20 protein-coding genes, 1 tRNA gene and 2 pseudogenes are annotated in these 18,914 nt (G+C 38.0%); 7 read left to right on the forward strand and 16 right to left on the reverse strand.

Going from position 1 to position 18,914, the window contains the following annotated elements:
- Positions 1 to 111 precede the first annotated feature (111 nt).
- Together ACY3FQ_RS09585 and ACY3FQ_RS09590 are read left to right on the forward strand one after the other, a co-directional pair.
- Positions 112 to 453, forward strand: coding sequence for a hypothetical protein (locus ACY3FQ_RS09585; RefSeq protein ID WP_010326567.1), 342 nt, complete (start codon positions 112 to 114; stop codon positions 451 to 453).
- 119 nt (positions 454 to 572) lie between these two features.
- Positions 573 to 1,271 carry a VIT1/CCC1 transporter family protein gene (locus tag ACY3FQ_RS09590; RefSeq protein WP_062032668.1) on the forward strand — a complete coding sequence of 233 codons (699 nt, stop codon included), beginning with the start codon at positions 573 to 575 and terminating at the stop codon, positions 1,269 to 1,271.
- 287 nt (positions 1,272 to 1,558) lie between these two features.
- On the opposite strand, the gene ACY3FQ_RS09595 is transcribed toward ACY3FQ_RS09590, so the two are convergent.
- Positions 1,559 to 2,335, reverse strand: a complete 777-nt coding sequence (locus ACY3FQ_RS09595) for a TIGR03915 family putative DNA repair protein (RefSeq protein ID WP_348960496.1) — start codon at positions 2,333 to 2,335, stop codon at positions 1,559 to 1,561.
- 1 nt (position 2,336) lies between these two features.
- Positions 2,337 to 3,596, reverse strand: a complete 1,260-nt coding sequence (locus ACY3FQ_RS09600) for a putative DNA modification/repair radical SAM protein (RefSeq protein WP_489773961.1) — start codon at positions 3,594 to 3,596, stop codon at positions 2,337 to 2,339.
- A gap of 206 nt (positions 3,597 to 3,802) precedes the next feature.
- Between ACY3FQ_RS09600 and ACY3FQ_RS09605 the strand changes: the two genes are divergently transcribed.
- Entirely contained in the window at positions 3,803 to 4,855 is a 1,053-nt protein-coding gene (locus ACY3FQ_RS09605; protein ID WP_489773963.1) for an NAD(P)H-dependent flavin oxidoreductase, read from the forward strand.
- Positions 4,856 to 4,895: 40 nt separating this feature from the next.
- On the opposite strand, the gene dusB is transcribed toward ACY3FQ_RS09605, so the two are convergent.
- Entirely contained in the window at positions 4,896 to 5,921 is a 1,026-nt protein-coding gene (gene dusB, locus ACY3FQ_RS09610; RefSeq protein ID WP_489773964.1) for a tRNA dihydrouridine synthase DusB, read from the reverse strand.
- A 143-nt stretch (positions 5,922 to 6,064) separates the two neighbouring features.
- Entirely contained in the window at positions 6,065 to 6,514 is a 450-nt protein-coding gene (locus ACY3FQ_RS09615) for a cytochrome b (protein ID WP_489774418.1), read from the reverse strand.
- 60 nt (positions 6,515 to 6,574) lie between these two features.
- Here ACY3FQ_RS09615 and ACY3FQ_RS09620 point away from each other — a divergent pair, with 60 nt between their 5' ends.
- On the forward strand, positions 6,575 to 7,507 hold the full coding sequence (locus tag ACY3FQ_RS09620; protein ID WP_279741615.1) for an IS5-like element ISAlw1 family transposase: 933 nt from the start codon (positions 6,575 to 6,577) through the stop codon (positions 7,505 to 7,507).
- Between the two features lie 50 nt (positions 7,508 to 7,557).
- Here ACY3FQ_RS09620 and ACY3FQ_RS09625 read toward each other — a convergent pair.
- The 4 genes and pseudogenes from ACY3FQ_RS09625 to ACY3FQ_RS09640 form a co-directional block, all read right to left on the reverse strand.
- Positions 7,558 to 8,187: pseudogene (locus ACY3FQ_RS09625) on the reverse strand (TonB-dependent receptor plug domain-containing protein); the annotation flags it as partial.
- Positions 8,188 to 8,822: 635 nt separating this feature from the next.
- Positions 8,823 to 9,020: a hypothetical protein gene (locus ACY3FQ_RS09630; RefSeq protein WP_058869482.1), complete on the reverse strand. Its 198-nt coding sequence runs from the start codon at positions 9,018 to 9,020 to the stop codon at positions 8,823 to 8,825.
- Between the two features lie 55 nt (positions 9,021 to 9,075).
- Positions 9,076 to 9,303, reverse strand: coding sequence for a hypothetical protein (locus ACY3FQ_RS09635; RefSeq protein ID WP_078390397.1), 228 nt, complete (start codon positions 9,301 to 9,303; stop codon positions 9,076 to 9,078).
- Positions 9,304 to 9,409: 106 nt separating this feature from the next.
- Positions 9,410 to 9,619, reverse strand: a complete 210-nt coding sequence (locus tag ACY3FQ_RS09640) for a cold-shock protein (protein ID WP_004693506.1) — start codon at positions 9,617 to 9,619, stop codon at positions 9,410 to 9,412.
- Positions 9,620 to 10,053: 434 nt separating this feature from the next.
- Here ACY3FQ_RS09640 and ACY3FQ_RS09645 point away from each other — a divergent pair, with 434 nt between their 5' ends.
- Positions 10,054 to 10,635: a hypothetical protein gene (locus ACY3FQ_RS09645; protein WP_279741612.1), complete on the forward strand. Its 582-nt coding sequence runs from the start codon at positions 10,054 to 10,056 to the stop codon at positions 10,633 to 10,635.
- A 145-nt stretch (positions 10,636 to 10,780) separates the two neighbouring features.
- Here ACY3FQ_RS09645 and ACY3FQ_RS09650 read toward each other — a convergent pair.
- Both ACY3FQ_RS09650 and ACY3FQ_RS09655 read right to left on the reverse strand, forming a co-directional pair.
- Positions 10,781 to 13,141: pseudogene (locus ACY3FQ_RS09650) on the reverse strand (TonB-dependent receptor).
- Between the two features lie 233 nt (positions 13,142 to 13,374).
- Complete coding sequence (locus ACY3FQ_RS09655; RefSeq protein ID WP_489773966.1) at positions 13,375 to 14,376, reverse strand: zinc-binding alcohol dehydrogenase family protein; 1,002 nt, start codon at positions 14,374 to 14,376, stop codon at positions 13,375 to 13,377.
- A 99-nt stretch (positions 14,377 to 14,475) separates the two neighbouring features.
- Between ACY3FQ_RS09655 and ACY3FQ_RS09660 the strand changes: the two genes are divergently transcribed.
- A complete protein-coding gene (locus ACY3FQ_RS09660; protein WP_004693511.1) occupies positions 14,476 to 14,847 on the forward strand; it encodes a winged helix-turn-helix transcriptional regulator in 372 nt (123 codons plus the stop codon).
- A 190-nt stretch (positions 14,848 to 15,037) separates the two neighbouring features.
- Here the strand turns inward: ACY3FQ_RS09660 and ACY3FQ_RS09665 are convergent.
- From ACY3FQ_RS09665 to ACY3FQ_RS09685, 5 genes are all read right to left on the reverse strand, one after another.
- Positions 15,038 to 15,114: transfer RNA gene (locus tag ACY3FQ_RS09665), tRNA-Met, on the reverse strand.
- Between the two features lie 97 nt (positions 15,115 to 15,211).
- On the reverse strand, positions 15,212 to 15,499 hold the full coding sequence (locus ACY3FQ_RS09670) for a hypothetical protein (RefSeq protein WP_125273367.1): 288 nt from the start codon (positions 15,497 to 15,499) through the stop codon (positions 15,212 to 15,214).
- A gap of 77 nt (positions 15,500 to 15,576) precedes the next feature.
- Positions 15,577 to 15,702 (reverse strand): hypothetical protein, encoded by a 126-nt coding sequence (locus ACY3FQ_RS09675; RefSeq protein ID WP_017397253.1) that lies wholly within the window; start codon positions 15,700 to 15,702, stop codon positions 15,577 to 15,579.
- A gap of 104 nt (positions 15,703 to 15,806) precedes the next feature.
- Positions 15,807 to 16,076: a hypothetical protein gene (locus ACY3FQ_RS09680; protein ID WP_087014309.1), complete on the reverse strand. Its 270-nt coding sequence runs from the start codon at positions 16,074 to 16,076 to the stop codon at positions 15,807 to 15,809.
- Positions 16,077 to 16,331: 255 nt separating this feature from the next.
- Positions 16,332 to 16,619, reverse strand: coding sequence for a head-tail connector protein (locus ACY3FQ_RS09685; protein ID WP_489773968.1), 288 nt, complete (start codon positions 16,617 to 16,619; stop codon positions 16,332 to 16,334).
- Positions 16,620 to 16,925: 306 nt separating this feature from the next.
- Between ACY3FQ_RS09685 and thrH the strand changes: the two genes are divergently transcribed.
- Complete coding sequence (gene thrH, locus ACY3FQ_RS09690; protein ID WP_026438262.1) at positions 16,926 to 17,543, forward strand: bifunctional phosphoserine phosphatase/homoserine phosphotransferase ThrH; 618 nt, start codon at positions 16,926 to 16,928, stop codon at positions 17,541 to 17,543.
- Positions 17,544 to 17,609: 66 nt separating this feature from the next.
- On the opposite strand, the gene ACY3FQ_RS09695 is transcribed toward thrH, so the two are convergent.
- Positions 17,610 to 18,896, reverse strand: a complete 1,287-nt coding sequence (locus tag ACY3FQ_RS09695; protein ID WP_063454719.1) for an OmpP1/FadL family transporter — start codon at positions 18,894 to 18,896, stop codon at positions 17,610 to 17,612.
- Between the last annotated feature and the right edge of the window lie 18 nt (positions 18,897 to 18,914).

The following is an 18,914-nucleotide window of genomic DNA, read 5'->3' on the forward strand; positions in this document are numbered from 1 at the left end:
TTTTATAAAAAATTACATTTTTTTAACAATAATGCAGTCTGCTTTACATTCAAAGTAGATTATATTTTGCCCAACCCCTACTTTTGGGTATAAAACGAAAAGGATATGAAAATGAATAAATTACTTATTGCTTTAGGTCTTGCTGCTGCTGTTGTTTTAGTGGGTTGTTCAAAAGAAAAAGCACCTGAAACAGGTGCAACGACAGGTGAACACCTTGAAAATGCTGCTGAACAAGCAGGTCATGACATTAACCAAGCTGCAAGTGAAGCTGTATCTGACACTCAAAAAGCTGCAGATGAAGCATCTGCAAAAATTGGTGCTGCCGCTGACGAAGCTGCTGCGAAAACTGAAGCTGCTGCTGAAGATGTTAAAAATGCCTCTAAAGAAGCAACAGCTCATGTTGCTGGCGCCGTAGAACAAGGTGCTGCTGATGTGAAAGAAAAAGCGCAATAATATTTCTAAACTCAAAAAAGCCTCCCACTCGGAGGCTTTTTTATGGGCTGTGCTATAGTAGATGAAACGTGCATTATTAAATAAATCATAACTTTAAAATTTGAGGATGATCTATCGTCATGTCCTATTCTCACCATGTTGAACCTCATTTAATTCATCGTACTGGTTGGCTACGTGCAGCGGTTTTGGGTGCCAATGACGGCATCATTTCAGTGACCAGTTTGATTATGGGGATGGCGGCCAGTGGCGCAACCAGCCATACCTTACTCATCACATGTATTGCAGGGCTCATTTCAGGTGCAAGCTCTATGGCTGCGGGCGAGTATATTTCGGTGAAGTCTCAATCGGATATTGAAGAAGCCGACTTAAAACATGAAGCTAGGGAATTAGATAAAAACCCGCACTTAGAACTTAAAGAACTGACTCAAATTTATATACAACGTGGACTAGAACCGGAACTAGCACATGAAGTCGCAGTACAACTCAGCGCACATGATGCACTGTCTGCACATGCTCGTGATGAAATAGGCATCCATGAAAATACCAGTGCCAAGCCACTTGAAGCTGCGGGTTCTTCTGCCCTCGCCTTTTCACTAGGTGCTCTGTTTCCCATGCTGGCCATTCTATTAAGCCCTCAAGGTTATCTGACTCAGTCAGTTGCTCTTACAGGGGTACTATCGTTATTTGGCTTAGGGGCTTTATCGAGCTACTTTTCTGGGACATCTATGTGGACAGGCGCATTTCGTGTGACGCTATGGGGGATTTTCGCGATGCTGTTTGCCAGTTGGATTGGCTCCCTATTTAATGTGCATGTTTAACGTCAACAACAGGATAAACGTTAACAATCTACCTATTAAAAATGCAGAAAGCCCATGGATTGAATGGGCTTTTTACTATTTACAGCATCATTTATCATCAACTTTAAGCTTGCACATTTTTCTCTGAGCCACTAATCAAATGCACTATTACTGATGGTTGTGCTTCAAGTCTACAGGTGCAACAGCTTATTTTTTAATTAGCATGAATTGCTTAACGTCTGTTCCCCTTCCCATAACAGCCCAAAACATCATAGAAAATGATGAGTCAACGCCTTACTTACATCTCGCTAGATTGTTTTTTCATTCATATAACGCCAGTAGCGTTTAGGAACATATTGCACATGTAGTTTGATATTTGCTCTTGCCTCGATGTTGATACTTTTAAAATAATCTTTCCATAACTGGTCATACAGCAGCTCATCATCATCTAATTCAACATTAAAGGACTGACTGTGTCCGGCTTTGTGTGCATGATCAATTTGCTCTATATCCATTTCCACCTGATGGACCGCTGTCAAATCATAATAAATTCCAAAATTTCTTTTTTCATCATAGATCAACCATCTTTGATCTTGATAGCGGTTTCTAAAATGCCGTTCTATCAGTGGTAAAACATTAAAATCCGGCTGTACCAAACTTAGAAACAATCCATCCTGACATTTTTTAAAGCGGACAAAAGCTTCCATACGATGCTTTTCCCTGCCCACTTGTTTGGCCCACTGCGAAACAGCCAATACATCAGTATGCGCATAGTTATGATCTACCGCATATGTATTTTTAAATACATAGATACAGAAATTAAAAAGATGTTGATGTGCCTGTTCCTGCTCAGACAGGAAGCAATAATAAAAAAATCGTAGATTTTCAGCCGTAATTTTTTGCTTTAAGCCTCGCCAAACTCGCTCAGCGTGTTCATCATTTGAAGCAACCTCAATACACTCATCAAACAAGCTGGCTTGGGAATTGTTAAATGCAAGCTTGACGTCAAAATCTTTAAACTGAAAGCTTCTATATACACAACTCAGTAGTCCAGTCATGCTTTGATCAAAGCGATATATCGACATACTAAAAACCGAAGCCCAGTTGAGGCGAAAGCTGTTTTTGATATTTGGATTGCCCCGATTGCAAAATGTGCTGCCGAATCTGGTTCGCTTGTTGTTCTTTTTTAAACTTTGGCGTATCTGCACAGCGAATAAAATGCTGTGCCCGATTGTAAGCAATGCCCATACGCTTTAGTTGATCGATATGAATCTGCCCAAAACGACGAGCTTGCACAATTTTTTTAGCCGATTGAACACCTATCCCCGGAACACGTAAAATCATACGATAGTCTGCATGTTGAATATCAACAGGGAAATGCTCAGGGTTACGTAGTGCCCAACTTAGCTTCGGGTCGATGTCCAAATCTAAATTCGGATGCTGATCATTCACAATTTCCTGCGCATCAAAACCATAGAAACGCATGAGCCAATCCGATTGGTACAGCCGATTTTCTCTTAATAATGGCGGCGCAGAACCCACGACAGGAAGCATTTTTTCCTGTTCATTGATTGGGATATAGCCTGAAAAATACACCCGTTTGAGTTGATACACTTTGTAATGGTGATCTGCCATTAAAATAATATCTTTGTCTGTTTCTTGATGTGCGCCCACCACCATCTGAGTGGTTTGTCCCGCGGGTACAAACTTCGGCACATGCTGAATCACACGCCGCTCATCCGTCAACTGAATTAAGCGATCGCGTACAATGCCCAAGTCCTTTTGTACTTCTGCATGTGATTTCTCAGGTGCAAACTGCTTTAGACCAATTTCCGTTGGCATTTCCAAGTTAATACTCATGCGGTCTACATATAAACCCGCCTCGGTAATAATTTCTTGGGAGGCACCTGGTATCGTTTTTAGATGAATATAACCATTAAAGTTTTCTTCAAGGCGTAACTTTTTCACCACTTGTAGCATTCGCTCCATCGTGAAATCAGCTGATTTAAAAATACCTGAACTGAGAAATAAACCTTCAATATAATTGCGGCGGTAAAAGTTGATGGTTAAATCCACCACTTCTTGTACAGTAAAAGCGGCTCGCTTGACATCGTTAGAGCGTCTAGAAACACAGTACGAACAATCAAAAATACAGACATTTGAAAATAGAATTTTAAGTAATGAAACACACCGACCATCTTCTGTATAACTATGACAGATACCGTTTCCAGTATTCCCCAAACCTTGTTTTTTGTTTTTACGATTGCTACCACTGGACGAACAGGACACGTCATATTTAGCTGCATCAGCTAGAATCTGTAGCTTTTCACGGATACGATCGGTCATGACTATCCTCGGTAAAATCTAAAATAAAAGTATAAAAAATTTCAGACTAAAAGCATTACCAATACACCTACTCAACGACATGGCTTGTCGCTAAAAACCAAAAAATAAAAGTGATTGCTTTAGATATTTTTCGAGAAAATACTGAATATTATTTGCCAATTTTGCAGTGCTGGGGCAAAGTGTCTATATGTAAAAGGAGCAAGTACATGTCTTTATTATTAGAACGTCTTGAAATTAAACATCCTATCTTCCTTGCACCAATGGCGGGTGTTTCTACACCAGAGCTTGCGGCGGAGGTTTCAAATCAAGGCGGGCTAGGCTCACTTGGATTAGGTGCAAACACCGCAGAAACCGCACGTAGCCAAATTTTAAAAACCCAAGCACTGACCGAACAACCTTTTCAAGTTAATTTTTTCTGTCATCAAAGTGTCGAACTTGATCCAGCTATCGCACAAACATGGATTGATTTTGTAAGACCTCATTTTGAACAATACGATGTAGAACCCCCCACGCAACTGCACTGTATTTATCCTAGCTTTTTGGACAATGATGACTTTTTAAATGTTGTACTTGAAACTCGCCCTAAAGCCGTCAGTTTTCACTTCGGTATTCCCCATCCGCACCAAATACAGGCGCTAAAAGACGCTGGCATTTTAACCATGGTTTCTGCAACCAACTTAGCGGAAGCACGGGCCATTGAAGCAGCAGGAATTGATTTTATTATTGCTCAAGGCATAGAAGCAGGTGGACACCGCGGGATTTTTAATGAACATTTTGATAGTGCAATACGTACGATCGACCTCGTACAACTTCTGACGCAGCACTGTCGGTGCCCGATTATTGCTGCGGGTGGCATTATGAATGGTACACAGGCTCAGCAGATGTTAAGCCTCGGCGCGAGTGCGGTACAGTTGGGGACAGCTTTCGTACAATGTAAAACGTCGAATGCCAATGATGCCTACCGTCATGCACTTTTCCATGAGCACATCACACAAATAAGTGCCAGTATTTCAGGTCGCCCTGCTCGCGGTTTACTCGGTCACTGGCATACCCAGATTGATCTACCGAACCGCCCTGCTGTTGCTGCATACCCATACTGTTATGATCTTGGGAAACAATTACATGCCGCAGCGACTAAACAAGGTGATCAAGGTTTTGGTGCATTTTGGGCAGGCACTAATGTTTTTCAAATTCGTGCCATGGAAGCACCTGACTTAATTAATCAACTGTTGGTTGAAATGCAACAAGTCAGTTATTAAGTCATATTATTCACTCAAAGCTCCACAAATGGAGCTTTATTTATTTGGTTTCCAACAAATTGACCTGTTCAACCTGTACGTCATTCATGGTTTCACCATGAATGAGTAACTGCTCAAAGTAGTCTGCGACCATTTTAAACTGTTCAGTTGTACTTTCCACTTTATACATGTTCTGGCGAAACTCATTACTTAAACGTAAACCTTTGGTGTACCAAGCAATATGCTTACGTGCAATTCGACAACCAGAGTATTCCCCGTAAAATGTGTACAGTTCGGCAAGATGTCCAAGTAGAACTTCTTTTACTTCTTGAATACTTGGTGCTGCCAAATGTTCACCTGTCTCCAAATAATGTGCGATCTCACGAAAAATCCATGGACGCCCTTGCGCAGCGCGACCAATCATAATTGCATCTGCACCGGTATAATCGAGTACATATTTGGCTTTTTCTGGACTATCAATATCCCCATTGGCAACCACTGGTATATGAATGAGCTGTTTGACTTCTTTAATCAAATCATAACGAGCCGTGTTCAAATACATGTCTTCACGGGTCCGCCCATGCAATGCTAACGCAGCAATACCCGCCTCTTCCGCACGTTTCGCTACACGCAAAATATTTTCATGACCATTCAAAAAACCCAAACGAGTTTTAAGTGTGACAGGTACATCAACTGCAGCCACAACTTCATCCAAAATTCGAGCCACCAAGTCTTCATCTTTTAAAAGTGCAGAACCCGCCAGCTTATTACAGACTTTCTTGGCAGGACACCCCATATTAATGTCCACAATTTGAGCACCATTTGAGACCTGATATCGTGCAGCTTCCGCTAACTCTTTGGGATCTGATCCTGCAATTTGTGCTGAAATAGGCGCCAATTCACCATCAAAATTAGCACGATATAAGCTTTTTTTACTCATCCGTAACGTTTGGTCTGATGTCATCATTTCACTGACAGCATGCCCTGCACCAAAGTATTTGCACAGAGACCTAAATGGACGGTCAGTTACGCCTGCCATCGGAGCAACAATCAAATTATTTGACAGTTGATACGGACCAATATACATATGAATTCATCACTTTTTCGACTGGCACAGTATACTGCATCTACACTTTCGGCTCATCTTTTATCATGTGTTATGTGACTATGAAATACTCATAATAAAAAAGCCAGACGAATCTAAAAGGCAGCCATCAGATAGCCTCTAAATCACATCATTTTTTTAAAAAGCATACTTTTTAAGACGTTATCTTTGAAAATGAAGTGGTGAACCAATGCCGCACAGGCATGCAAACCCACGAGCGCAATAAAGAGATTCCCTAAAAATTGATGCGCATCTGCAATATAGTCACTCCCCCAAACAGTACTCAAAAGCGGTAAATTTAAAGATAAAACGTGGAAATTATCAGTAAAACTCGATAATGTCATCCACCCCGCAATTGGAACAATACATAAGCTTAAGTAAAGGAAAAATCTGACCGTTTTAAATAACATTATCTGGTAAGAATTAATTATTTCAGTTTTAGGAATACTTTTTCTATACAGAAAAACAAAACTCAATCTCAAGAAAAATAAAATAAATATTAAAATCCCACCTGCAACATGAATCTGGCCTTTCCAGTCTGTTATTGTGGGATCACCTGCAGTCAGATATACCATTGCAACGGCTTTGTTGCACAAAGCTGTTCGTAAGGTCTAATTCAGCAATATAATTTCCGAATGAAGAAGCCTGCACCTAATATCTACCGTACAATCAACTGGTCCAAATACAATCAAGCCTTAATTAATCGAGGAAACATTTCGATTTGGTTTGATCCCAAGACTCAATGGTACGCTCAACCCAAAGGTAAACATGGTCGAAATCAAACTTATTCAGATACAGCCATCCAATGCTGTTTAATGATTAAATCCTTATTTCGACTCTCTTTACGTATGGTCACTGGCTTTGTGAAAAGCCTCATTAAGCTTTGTGGTTTAGATTGGACAGCGCCAGATTATTCCACCATTTGCAGAAGACAAAAGCATATTGATCTTGTAATTGGCTATCAAAAAAGTAGTGATGGACTACATCTACTTGTCGACTCTACTGGTTTAAAGTTTTTAGGTGAAGGTGAATGGAAACGCAAGAAACATCAGCCTGAATATCGTCGCCAATGGCGAAAACTTCATATTGGTATAGATGCTGAAACCCTACAAATACGATCAGTTCAACTCACGACCAACAATGTGAGTGATTCGCAAGTCCTTGGTGATTTACTAAATCAAATCCCATTGGATGAACAGATTGATTCAGTCTATACAGATGGGGCTTATGACACAAAACAATGCCGTCAGGTCATTGCAGATCGGCAAGCGCATGCAGTGATTCCACCTAGGAAAAATGCGAGACCTTGGAAAGATACAAAAGTTCATTCGCGAGAGCGAAATGAATTACTTCGAACAGTTAAGCATTTAGGAAGAATAATATGGAAAAAATGGTCAGGTTACCATCGGCGCAGTTTGGTTGAAACCAAGATGCATTGCATCAAATTATTGGGGGATAAACTCAGTGCGAGAAACTTTCAAAGCCAAGTCAATGAGATTCATGCACGTGTGGCAGTATTAAATAAATTTACGGAATTAGGCCGACCTCATACCCGAGTTGTGTCTTAAATTTGACTAGCTCAGAGTAGCTTTAATTTTAAATCTTTGTGCAACAAAGCCTCTAAGCCAAGAAAACCGTCGACTTTGTCATTTGCAAATGAAGCTGTTTGTCCCACTTGATAAGCTAGGCTGTCACCGCGGAAATTATCGGCCGATGTCACACCTAATTTCGTTTGAAAGCTTACAAGCTCAGACTTGTCAGCACGTTTGGTAATAATATTAATAATTCCGCCAGTCGCACCTGAACCATAGATACTGGTCGCACCTGAAACTACCTCAATATGATCAATCATATTTGGGCTAATACTATTTAACTGACGCGCTACATCACGTGAACCGGTTTGTGATACCCCATCAATCATTACAAGTACATTACGTCCACGCATAGTTTGACCATAATTACTACTCGTTCCACTGCTTGGTGCTAAAGATGGAACCAGTTGCGCCAAAATATCTGCAACTTTACGACCTGGACCAGCCTGTTGCGCAATTTGATCAGCAGAAATGGTTTGGACAGTTCCTGCAATTTCGGAAATGCTTTTCGGTGTACGTGTTGCTGTCATCACGATAGTTGGAAGTTTAGCTTCAGTATTTTGTGTTGTAGAGTCATTTGTTGCTGTGTCTTCAGCATACAGTTGGGTACAAATAGCTGCCGTAAGTAGACAAAGACTAAAGTGTGACAAGCGCATTTTTATTCCTCTTTTGTAGAATATTTTCGAGAATGATAATTATTATTATCTTTATTGTAAAACTTTTTATTATATTTTTAATGCAGTAAATTCTATCTTGAATACGAAAAAGCAGCCTTCATTTCAAACAGGTGTTGATCGTCATACGCTAGCATTTCTATACTTACTTTCAATGAGCTCAAATATGATATAGGTCATATTGTCATACGGCAGACGCCTATTATGAATTTGGTTTTTAAAAACCCATTTGCGGAAAACTTTCTGTGAACTCATTTAGGAGCGAATTGAGCTAGGAATATAAGGAATAATAGGCAAAGGGCTGCATCGAGAAACCAATTATTGGAAGAAATTTGGAGATTAAGAATTCCTCGGGGACAAGCTAACAATCATTAAACCTATAATATTTATATAATAAAATGAATTTTTCTTGACATTCACAGAAGATTTTTTGCTAAGAATACATTTTAGCTATGTCATTAAACTACTTATTAACAAAAGTATTCTGCCTGACATAGCCCTCTTCAAATTATCTAAAATAACTGTTCTATAATTCAAATAGATTTGAGGAGGAGTAATTGGGGGTGATTAAGATAATGTAATATTAGTCATCACGACCAACTTAAAAATAATAACATTCAGATCAACTTGAAAATTTTACCGCTATTGAGACTTTGGAAGAACATTTCAAAACCAGGACGAATATCTTCGCCATCAATAGTTATATATCTTAAATTTGAATGCAACATTGTGCTGCAAGAGTTTTTATCTACAGTTGCCTGAATAGAGTATTCAGTACCGAATTGATCTTTGACAGTAACGTTTTTCTTTAACATTTTTTCTATACCTATAATATTAATTCATTTAAAAACAATATAATCAAATATTTAGTTAGGCAACTTTATAGTTAAATTTAAATAATTGATTTAAAGCGGTATAAAATGTTCTACCATCTAAATTTAAGTCCACTTCGATTCCAGACTGAAGCAACACACGCTTACCCACTTCAATAGATTTGAATCCATCACGGGTATTTTGCATTTTATTTAGAGGAATTAACGAGACTATAATTTCAGTACCATTTGAAGATTTAGCAATTAAGGTATTAAGTTTTTTCAATTTTCACCATTTTTTTTCATATATTCCAACAAGGAATAAATATTTAATTAATAATTTTTAGTCATTAAAAAAGCACTGTTCAGTGCTTTTTTATATTTAATGCTTCTTATAAAGCAACAATATTTACAGCATTTGGGCCTTTTTGACCTTGCTCTATGCTAAATGACACTTGTTGACCTTCATGCAATGTTTTGAAGCCTGAACTAGCGATTTCGCGAAAGTGAGCAAAAACATCTGGACCAGATTCTTGTTGAATGAAACCAAAGCCTTTAGTTTCATTAAACCATTTAACTGTACCGGTAACTGTAGTAGACATAATATATCCTGCTGAATTTTAATAATTTTAGTCAAAAATAAATGACTAGATGTAACTTTGAAAATAATAAAAGTGGAGCTTAAGATCTGAAACAACGGAGGATTATGACTAAAACTGCGATACTTAAAGAAGATTTACTAAACATTACTTTTTTCTAGTTAGGCCAAGTATACATGAAAAAAATAAATATTCAAGTTATTTATAGCTGTCATAAATTTTAATTATATTAGGTGTTCCCTGCAAAAAATTGAATCGTCCTTAAAAATAGAAGTCGTCGCATCTAAAAAAGCCCTAATCATGTGCTGAGCCTTAGAATAGCTTGGACCAAAAAATTGAGGCTAGAGATGAAATTTCAAACGTTTCGCATAAGGTGTACTATGTGTTCATTCTGGATAAATAAAATAGCTTTTAAGTAAAGTTTTTTAGGATCAATAATGAATAATAAAGTTAGATTAATCTTTTGCATCGCCCTACTCTCAAATTTGGGAGCATGTGTTGGCAATATGAATCCTACAGGCGGCAATAGTAGGCCTGATTATCCCTATTACATCACGACACAACCAATGATCGTGAAAAAGATCAATGTACCTATAGGCACAAAACTAGAATATGAAGAACAACATTTTAAATCAGGCCAACAAGATTCATTACTGAACGAAAAAAAACTCATCAGAATTTCCTTCCCAGAAGATCAATCAATGAATTGGGTTGGTGTACCCATTGGTTTTATTCACAAATATTTTAACTCAGAAATGAAAGGCTTTAGCGTTTATGCACGTTTCAGCCAACTCTCGAGCAATAAGCAGACACGATTTTCTCAACTTTGGCAAAACTGTAGTGATGACTTAGGCATCCGTGTTAAAAATACGGATGATTGGACATTCAATCTCAATAATATCGCCGATATCGATAGTTGTAGTGTGAATTATCAACGATACTTTAAAGATAACGTCCAACAACAACATTATCTTGATCAGCTTTACCAAGAAATGCAAAAAGCAGGAACAGTGAAATAGCTCTTGGGTATTCAAATAATCACAACTATACGAAATCTTCCGTACCTAAGATTTTTAATACTCACAAAGTACTGTTTTGATTTAACTTAAATAAAGATAAAGCGCCACACGGCGCTCTATCTAGACTTATGCTGAGGATAATATATTAAATATGCATCGTTATGCCTAATTGGAAAGCCCTACCTGGTAAGGGTGCAATATATTTTAATGGAGAGTTTTGCGGCCGTGCATCTTCATCCAGCAAATTAGAACCATTGATAAAAAGATCAAAACTGGCGTTTTTCAACGTCATTTTTTTACGAATATCTAAATCGAGCAAATTGTATGCAGGCAATGGTACTTCCTCACCCACATTTTTACCTAGGTAACGAGGTTTGTCATAATAAATACTAGACAGACGCGCTGACCAATTCTCTAATGTCCACTCAATATTTGCGCCATAGCGGTTGGTTGGCATATTAGGCAAATTAGATTCCATCATTGGCTAAACGTAAACGATCAGGATCTGTCGCTTTATTCTTGACCAAATCTGCAAAGCTACCCACTTTTAAGTCCCCAAAGTTGTCGAGGGAAAACGTATGGTTCATATCCAACTCAAAACTATTCACTTTTGTATCGGTTTGCTTCCAATACTTCAGTGGTAAACGGTTCCGCAAGAGGCACCTGAGTGGGACAAATACAAATAGTCCTCAAAATCCATTTGATACAATGAAACTTCAATATTGGTCAAATCCAAATTCAGAGTAGTTGTAAACTCTAAACCCTGCATGACTTCTTTGTTGAGTTGTTGATTTCCTTCTTCTTGGGTCATGACTGAGTAGTGAGGGTTACTGGCATAGAGTTCATTGATTTCGGGTGCTCGTTCCGACTCACTGTATTGAAGTCTGAAACCCAAATAGTCTGTAACTCTAAAATCCGATCCGATATAAAAACTATTCAGATCAAAGGACTTATCTTCAAGCGTACTATTTGAAGCATTACGCGCCAACTTAAAGCTCTGATCCTGAATCTCATGTTTCACTTTCTCGACACGATAACCAGCATCAAAAGAAAATTTATTGAAATCTAGTTTTTCCTGAATGAATATTGCCTGAGAAACTGTATTCACATTCGGTAAATAACGTTCTGAACCTGAGCCCTTAACCTGTCTGGCATTTATAGACGTTCCTATTTCTCCAATCAGGTTTTTATAAGGCATGTGTTCAAACAGCAACTCAGCTGTATCAGTATCAAATTTATACTCATTGGCTTTTCTTGCACCAATGTACTCTCCAGATGTGTTTGACAGTTTAGATGCTTTTAGCTGCACACTCTTCAGCAGGCTTGATGGCTCTCTAAACAGTGAGTCTACGGCAAAACGATTCTGTTCGATTTTTACACCCACTGGCAAGCCATCACTATAAGAGCTCTGAAAAGATTTGTTTTCCATAGAAAAACCTGGAACTCCATATTCACTACTTTTATAGTCGGCACTCACGCCGATATAGCCATTGTTTAAGAAATAGGTTGTCCCTATCGCCATGTTTTCATTTCTGGCATAGCTGTTACCCAGTTTCTTTTTATAATTCGGCGTTACATCATTGTTAATTCTATTCTGTACGTACTTAGCCGTGTCCGGCACATAATCAGGGTTCGGATCATTAATAAACTCTTTCAATGAACCATTTACATAGCGTTTTGAGATTGCCTCATCTGTGTATTTCGCTGACTCTAAACCATCATAATAATCATAAAAATTTTCTGGGTTCTTCGTGATATCTTCCAAAACGTGCTTATTTAAATACTGATTATGCGCTTTATTAAACACATTTGAGATCCGAGAGTCCTTTTGACATGCATCTGCCAAAGCAGAATTTACGCCACCAGTACTCGGAAAAACAGCTGTATCACATACTGCAGCTTTGCTTGATCCAGGTATTTTATATAAAGAAATACTTTGGGTTGAGAACTGAATATTTGTGCTTAAGTTTTTTTGATTGTTTACATTTAAACGAATACCGTGGGCATTAAAATCATTAAACCCTTTCTTATAAGCGATATCTAAACTTCGACTTTTATCCTCCAACTTTTTTGAAATCAGTCCAGTATCAATATCCACACTCCCCCCAATGGCGTTCCCCCCATATCTAACTGAGTTTGTGCCTTTATGAACGGTGACGCTTTCCGTAAAGAGTGGATCAAATGGAATATTAATATCGCCACTTATCGCATTCATTCCATTAATGGTTTGCCCATTCTCAAGGATACTCACTCTATTACCCGATAAACTGCGTATCACGGGTGCACCAGCATTTGGACCAAAAGATGTACTTTGCACTCCTGAAACATGTTTAAGTGCATCTCCAAGTGTATTTGATGTTTCGATTCTCTCTTTCTCTATAATGACTGAAGTAAATTCTGTCTTTTCTGCTTGAAAAATAAGCGGATCTAAAGCTGTAACTTTTTGTTCTGCATGTGTCTGTTGAATAACCATCAAAATGAGAGTCATTAAAGTTGTGTGTTTCATTCTTCACCCCACTAAAAAAGAAATGCTATAACATAACATTAAGTGGATTGAAAAAATTATTCTAAAGGCTCTTTGTTATATGTGTAAGAACGAAACTGATTTCAAAAAGAGGAAAGCCACCCTAGTGCGCTGAACCCTAGAATGGCCTTGCTCAGAATATTGATCCTAATTGTATAATTTCAAGTGTTTAACTTAAAAATCAACCCACTTATTTAAGCTGAGCTTAAAATGTATTAAAAGCCTTCCAAAACGATTTTTCCTTTCGCCCGACCAGATTCAATCAGCTCATGAGCTAGTTTTAAATTTTGTGCATTAATTTTGCCTAAAGTCTGATTCAGCGTGGTTTTAATTTTATGGTTATCTACCAGTTCTGCAACCTGATGTAATAGCTGAGATTGTTGTTCAATATCTGTTGTATTAAACATTGAACGTGTAAACATGAACTCCCAATGTACAGAAACCGACTTAGACTTAAACTCACCGATATCTAGTGATTTCGGATCATCAATTAAGCCAAACTTACCTTGTGGAGCAATAAGCTTAGAAATTTGAGGAAGATACGTTTCTGTTTGATTGGTTGAAAAAATATATATAGGTGCGTCTAAACCCAATGCTTTGATTTGCGTATTTAAATCTTCGGTATGATCGATGACGTAGTCAGCCCCTAAAGACTTAACCCATGCTTTAGTCTCTTCCCTAGATGCTGTAGCAATAACTTTTAAATTTGTCTTCGCTTTGAGTAATTGAATCGCAATAGATCCTACACCTCCAGCCCCTCCAATCACTAAAATATTATCAGATTGATCTAAATCAACATTGAAACGATCAAATAACATTTCCCACGCTGTAATAGCGGTTAATGGCAGCGCAGCAGCTTCAGCATCACTCAGACTTTGTGGTTTTAAACTAACAATACGCTCATCGACTGCTTGATATTCAGCATTACTCCCATCTCGAGTTAAATCACCCGCATACCAGACCTGATCTCCGACTTTAAAGTGTTGCACGCCAGAACCGACTTCAACAACCTCACCCACTGCATCCCACCCCAAAATACGCGTATTGCCTGCTACGACAGGATTTCGTCTAACCTTAGTATCGACAGGATTAACCGAGATCGCTTTGATTCTAACCAACAAATCCCGATCTTTTAAGCTCGGCATCGTTTTTTCAATATCTACCAGTGGATTTTGAAATCCATGATCCATACCGTCAATATAAGAAATAGCCTTCATTCACTTGTCCTCTTGTTTTGTTATTTGAGTTTACTTAATATTCTTTTTTAAGTTATACAGACAAATTCGTCTTATAGTTACCAAAAGGATACTATTGAAATGGGTAAGCTAAAACATTCGCGTTTTGATTGCACACCAGGATGTTCTGTTGAAGCTGCCATAGGCTTACTTGATGGTAAATGGAAGAGTATTATCTTATGGCATTTATTAGAAGATGATGTTTTAAGGTTTAATGAACTGAGGAAGAAAATTCCAAATGTCACTCAAAAAATGCTCACTAGACAATTACGTGAACTTGAAGAGGATCAACTGATTCTACGAAAGGTTTATGCCGTTGTTCCTCCTAAAGTAGAATACCGATTATCAACACTCGGCACTTCTTTAGCCCCTATTTTGGTTGCATTAAAACAATGGGGGGATAAAAATATTGGTTTATTTGGGAAACCCATTATGCCTTTAGAATCAGAATAAGACTTAAACCTGTTTTAAGTCACTTAAAGTCAATTGTTTTCTAGAAATACTGTACTTTCATGACTTACACACCATTCCAGTGACTTGTATAAAAATTACGTTCTTAGAAACAGCTATGTATAAAATTAACTAGCCATAAAAAAAGCCTAATCTGTGAAGACTAGGCTATAAACTTTGAATCTTTTTTCGTTGGTAGCGGGAGCTGGATTTGAACCAACGACCTTCGGGTTATGAGCCCGACGAGCTACCAGACTGCTCCATCCCGCATCAACGAGTTAGCTTTATACGCCCTAAGCACCCACAAAGCAAACTTTATTTGCAATATAAACAGTTATTACATAAGCAGCATACAAAATACTAGTGCTTAGCCAATGCTTGCTTCAGTGATAAAAGCGGGATGTGAGGCTCTATAGACGCTTAATCTTGTTTTTTCACTGTCTAAAAATGACTTAGGCTCTTCAGACCATATTGATTTCCTAGAATCAAGACCCGAATGATTTAAAGCCCAATCAGAAACGGTACTATAAACAAAAGTATTATCAGCGAAAACTAATTTTGTCTTCCTTCCCACACTACTTATAAGAACTTTATGTGTAGGTAATGATCCAAATGTACTAATTTGGGTGTAAATGTATTTATAGGTTTCAGACATAGAAAAAAGTACTTAAATGACAGCGCTACTATACCATTTTAACTCTTGAAAAAGCCCACCATTTGGCGAGCTTTTTCTTACTGATCTTTATCCATGGAATGTGGCGTTGTAGTTTTATCCTGCTCTTTCGTATCTGTATCTCTTTTTTGGCATGCCGTTAATCCCAGCATTAAAACTAAACTTACTATTGCAAATATTTTCATCATTTTTGCCTAGCACGATTTAAAAATATAACTTATCAAAATCTAAAGATTTCAATGTTTAATTTATGAAACAACCTCATTCTCTTTCTTTACAGATGAGGTACTTAGCGATTTAAAGCTTTATGTGCCCAATGAATGAATTTTTCCTTTTCATGGAAATGTGGAATATTTAATAAATGAATATGAGTAACCTCACCGAAATTACCTGAAATTTTATTCGGGGCCAAAACAACAAAATCCCTCTTATCCCCTACATGTAACTCCCTAAAGAATTCCATAACTTTAAAATGCAGATTTAGAGCAGTGAATCCTTCTCTTTCAATTAGAAAGTCATAGATTTGGCTGAGTACATGTAATTCAAATTTTTTGTTCATGATCTTTTATTCTCATAATTATTTTAACAATCGGTATAATTTAACCTAATTTTATTTTTTGTTAAAGCAGATAAAAAACCCAGCCTCTGGAGAATCAATAGAGCTGGGTTAATGAAACATCATTGTCAAATTTTATTTTATTCTTGAAATTGATTCTAACGCACAAATCCAATAAATGCAAATAATTATCAATTACAATATTGTAGTTTTGAATATGCCATACCTAAAGATACATACAATTATCTACATCACCTATCAAACAGTGGGCTTACGATATAGATTAAGCAAAGAGAGTACGGGTATTGGGAGGTAGTTACCATTCACAGACACCTCTCCCCCATCTTTTCTGTGCTGTTCCCAGTATTCGATTAATAATAAAGCAGCTTGTTTAATGGCAGATGGATATTCCGATCCAAAATTATCTGTAATGTAGTTTTTAATTATAGCGTCACCAGCAACAATAAAGCTTTTTAATGAAACATCATTGCTATCATCGGCATAGTGTAAGTGGTACTTCACTTCATGTAATTCAACAATACTCATAGATCACTCCATTTTTCCGAGTCAGCTTTTACACTTTCATCACTAAACTCGTTCCTAGAGTCTTTTACGGTGTCATAGCAAATATCACAATTTCACCTCATTCCTATTCTCATATTGATTACTTGGCATTGAAATCCCTTTATCTAGGGATTTTTCTACTATTCTTAATCAGTCCTTCAAAAGATTTCTTATAGATCAATTAAAAATAAATGCTTATGAATGAAACAGATTTAAAAAAGATCAAGGCAAATACCAAATCTTCGGCTATGATAGGAAAAAATTTTTAATGGTATTTTGGGAGAACCCATGGAAATCGTATGTCTTGATCTTGAAGGTGTGTTAGTTCCAGAAATTTGGATTAACTTTGCTAAAAAAACTGGCATTAAAGAACTTGAAGCAACTACACGTGATATTCCTGACTACGATGTGTTGATGACTCAGCGTTTAAATATTCTAAAACAGCATGGCTTGGGGTTGAATGATATTCAAGCGGTGATTGCGGATATGGGGCCATTTCCTGGCGCGAAAGAGTTTGTTGAATGGGTCAGCACTCACTTTCAGTTGATTATTCTTTCAGACACGTTCTATGAGTTTGCACATCCGTTGATGAAGCAATTGGGCTGGCCAACAATTTTCTGCCATAAACTAGAAACAGATGAAAATGGCATGATTACCGCGTATAAATTGCGTCAACCAGATCAAAAACGTCAGGCAGTTAAAGCACTACACGGTTTAAATTTCCGTGTAATTGCTGCAGGCGATTCATATAACGACACCACGATGCTAGGTGAAGCGGATCATGGTTTCCTGTTTGATGCGCCAGACAATGTAATTGCTGAATTTCCACAGTTTCCACCACTGCATGGTTATGAAGCATTAAAGCAGGCGATTCGTTCAGTATCTCAGCGTAATATTCCTGAATAATTATAGATTTTTCGTAACTAAAAAAGGCGAGTCATAAATGACTCGCCTTTTTCTATGTGGTTTTGTTTAGAAGCGGTAACCGATTTTTAAACCGTATGCCCAAGCATCGTTGTCTTCAAATTCTGCGATATAAGAATCTGAACCGAAGTCAGACGCTACTTGTGCTTTGGCATCTCCTAGCATAAAGTATTTTACACCACCAGCGATGAAGTAGTTTGGCGCAGGTGAGTATTGAACGCCTAGACCTACGTTCCAATAACCTTCAGTTGGTCCAAGGGTGGATACAGGGTTACCAGTACCTGAATCCCAGCCTACAGACACGTTACCAGCCCATTGCTCATTGAGTTTGCGACCAACACCAACAGTTGCAGAAATTTGGTCGTCTGTGTACCCCCCAACAAGATCAAATCCATTAGGATTATTTGGTGCTGCTCCTGCAAGTCCTAATGTTTCTGAAACTGCGCCAAATTGTTCAGGACGGATAGAAAATTCTTTCCAATTTACCCAGCGTAAATTTGCAAAGGCTTCGGTATTAGCCATAACACCTGTTTGGAAGTCTAAGTTTACAGATTGCGGTGTTGAAAGTTTAGTAGACGTATCAACATCATAAATAGGAGATTGTCCGACGAGTGCTAAAACATTACTTTGCCCGCGCTCGTTAGTAGCTAATTCGTGATCAATTTCAGAGCGATAAGTTACAGATGCTTTTAATGCAATTTCTGGAATTTGATACGCTAAACCAGCTAACCAACCTACAGCAGAATCTTCCTTCATATCTGCATTATAAGCACCTAAACCTGTTGTGCTACCATTAGCTAAACCACGTAACTGAACGTTACCTTTAGCTGTTTGGTAAACTGGGCCACCATAAATGTTAAAATTTTCAGTTGGTTGAAAGCCAAATAACATTGTTAAGTTTTGAGTCTTAAATTCTGCCTTTGTGGCTTCAGCACCATTGTGTAATACGCCACCAGCTGCTGGGTGGACAAAGTCGCCAGTTGAGTAAGTACCTTCAGCAGCAAATGGTTGGTCATAGATCAAACCAAATGATAAATTATCTGTTAATTGCAGTTTAAGTGCCGCACTAGGGAAGTAGTAATCATCCCCCATGGCACTTAAGTCAGTATTTTGATAAGCTGGAGCTAATGGAGCTGCTGCACCACCAGGAACCCATGTATTACTTACTTTACCAGAGACACTTGGATCCAGAACAGAAATACCTGCTTCAAAATAGTTACCCGGTTGTAAGAACGCAGCCATAGATTGACCAGAACGATCTAGAGCTGCAGCAAAAGCACCTGTCATTGGTACAGTTGCTAAAATCATTGCTGTGCTTAGTGCTTTTAATTTCATTATACATTTCCCTTGGGC

The sequence above is a fragment of the Acinetobacter sp. AB03 genome, from assembly GCF_058107045.1.

Bases quoted from the DNA above. Each gene is read 5' to 3' on its own strand.
- ACY3FQ_RS09685 (WP_489773968.1), bottom strand. From the start codon at position 16,619: ATGAGTATTGTTGAATTACATGAAGTGAAGTACCACTTACACTATGCC.
- ACY3FQ_RS09670 (WP_125273367.1), bottom strand. From the start codon at position 15,499: ATGTCTGAAACCTATAAATACATTTACACCCAAATTAGTACATTTGGA.
- ACY3FQ_RS09675 (WP_017397253.1), bottom strand. From the start codon at position 15,702: ATGAAAATATTTGCAATAGTAAGTTTAGTTTTAATGCTGGGATTAACG.
- ACY3FQ_RS09615 (WP_489774418.1), bottom strand. From the start codon at position 6,514: ATGGTATATCTGACTGCAGGTGATCCCACAATAACAGACTGGAAAGGC.
- ACY3FQ_RS09680 (WP_087014309.1), bottom strand. From the start codon at position 16,076: ATGAACAAAAAATTTGAATTACATGTACTCAGCCAAATCTATGACTTT.
- ACY3FQ_RS09585 (WP_010326567.1), top strand. From the start codon at position 112: ATGAATAAATTACTTATTGCTTTAGGTCTTGCTGCTGCTGTTGTTTTA.
- ACY3FQ_RS09600 (WP_489773961.1), bottom strand. From the start codon at position 3,596: ATGACCGATCGTATCCGTGAAAAGCTACAGATTCTAGCTGATGCAGCT.
- ACY3FQ_RS09605 (WP_489773963.1), top strand. From the start codon at position 3,803: ATGTCTTTATTATTAGAACGTCTTGAAATTAAACATCCTATCTTCCTT.
- thrH (WP_026438262.1), top strand. From the start codon at position 16,926: ATGGAAATCGTATGTCTTGATCTTGAAGGTGTGTTAGTTCCAGAAATT.
- dusB (WP_489773964.1), bottom strand. From the start codon at position 5,921: ATGTATATTGGTCCGTATCAACTGTCAAATAATTTGATTGTTGCTCCG.
- ACY3FQ_RS09655 (WP_489773966.1), bottom strand. From the start codon at position 14,376: ATGAAGGCTATTTCTTATATTGACGGTATGGATCATGGATTTCAAAAT.
- ACY3FQ_RS09620 (WP_279741615.1), top strand. From the start codon at position 6,575: ATGAAGAAGCCTGCACCTAATATCTACCGTACAATCAACTGGTCCAAA.
- ACY3FQ_RS09590 (WP_062032668.1), top strand. From the start codon at position 573: ATGTCCTATTCTCACCATGTTGAACCTCATTTAATTCATCGTACTGGT.
- ACY3FQ_RS09630 (WP_058869482.1), bottom strand. From the start codon at position 9,020: ATGTTAAAGAAAAACGTTACTGTCAAAGATCAATTCGGTACTGAATAC.
- ACY3FQ_RS09695 (WP_063454719.1), bottom strand. From the start codon at position 18,896: ATGAAATTAAAAGCACTAAGCACAGCAATGATTTTAGCAACTGTACCA.
- ACY3FQ_RS09660 (WP_004693511.1), top strand. From the start codon at position 14,476: ATGGGTAAGCTAAAACATTCGCGTTTTGATTGCACACCAGGATGTTCT.
- ACY3FQ_RS09645 (WP_279741612.1), top strand. From the start codon at position 10,054: ATGAATAATAAAGTTAGATTAATCTTTTGCATCGCCCTACTCTCAAAT.
- ACY3FQ_RS09595 (WP_348960496.1), bottom strand. From the start codon at position 2,335: ATGTCGATATATCGCTTTGATCAAAGCATGACTGGACTACTGAGTTGT.
- ACY3FQ_RS09640 (WP_004693506.1), bottom strand. From the start codon at position 9,619: ATGTCTACTACAGTTACCGGTACAGTTAAATGGTTTAATGAAACTAAA.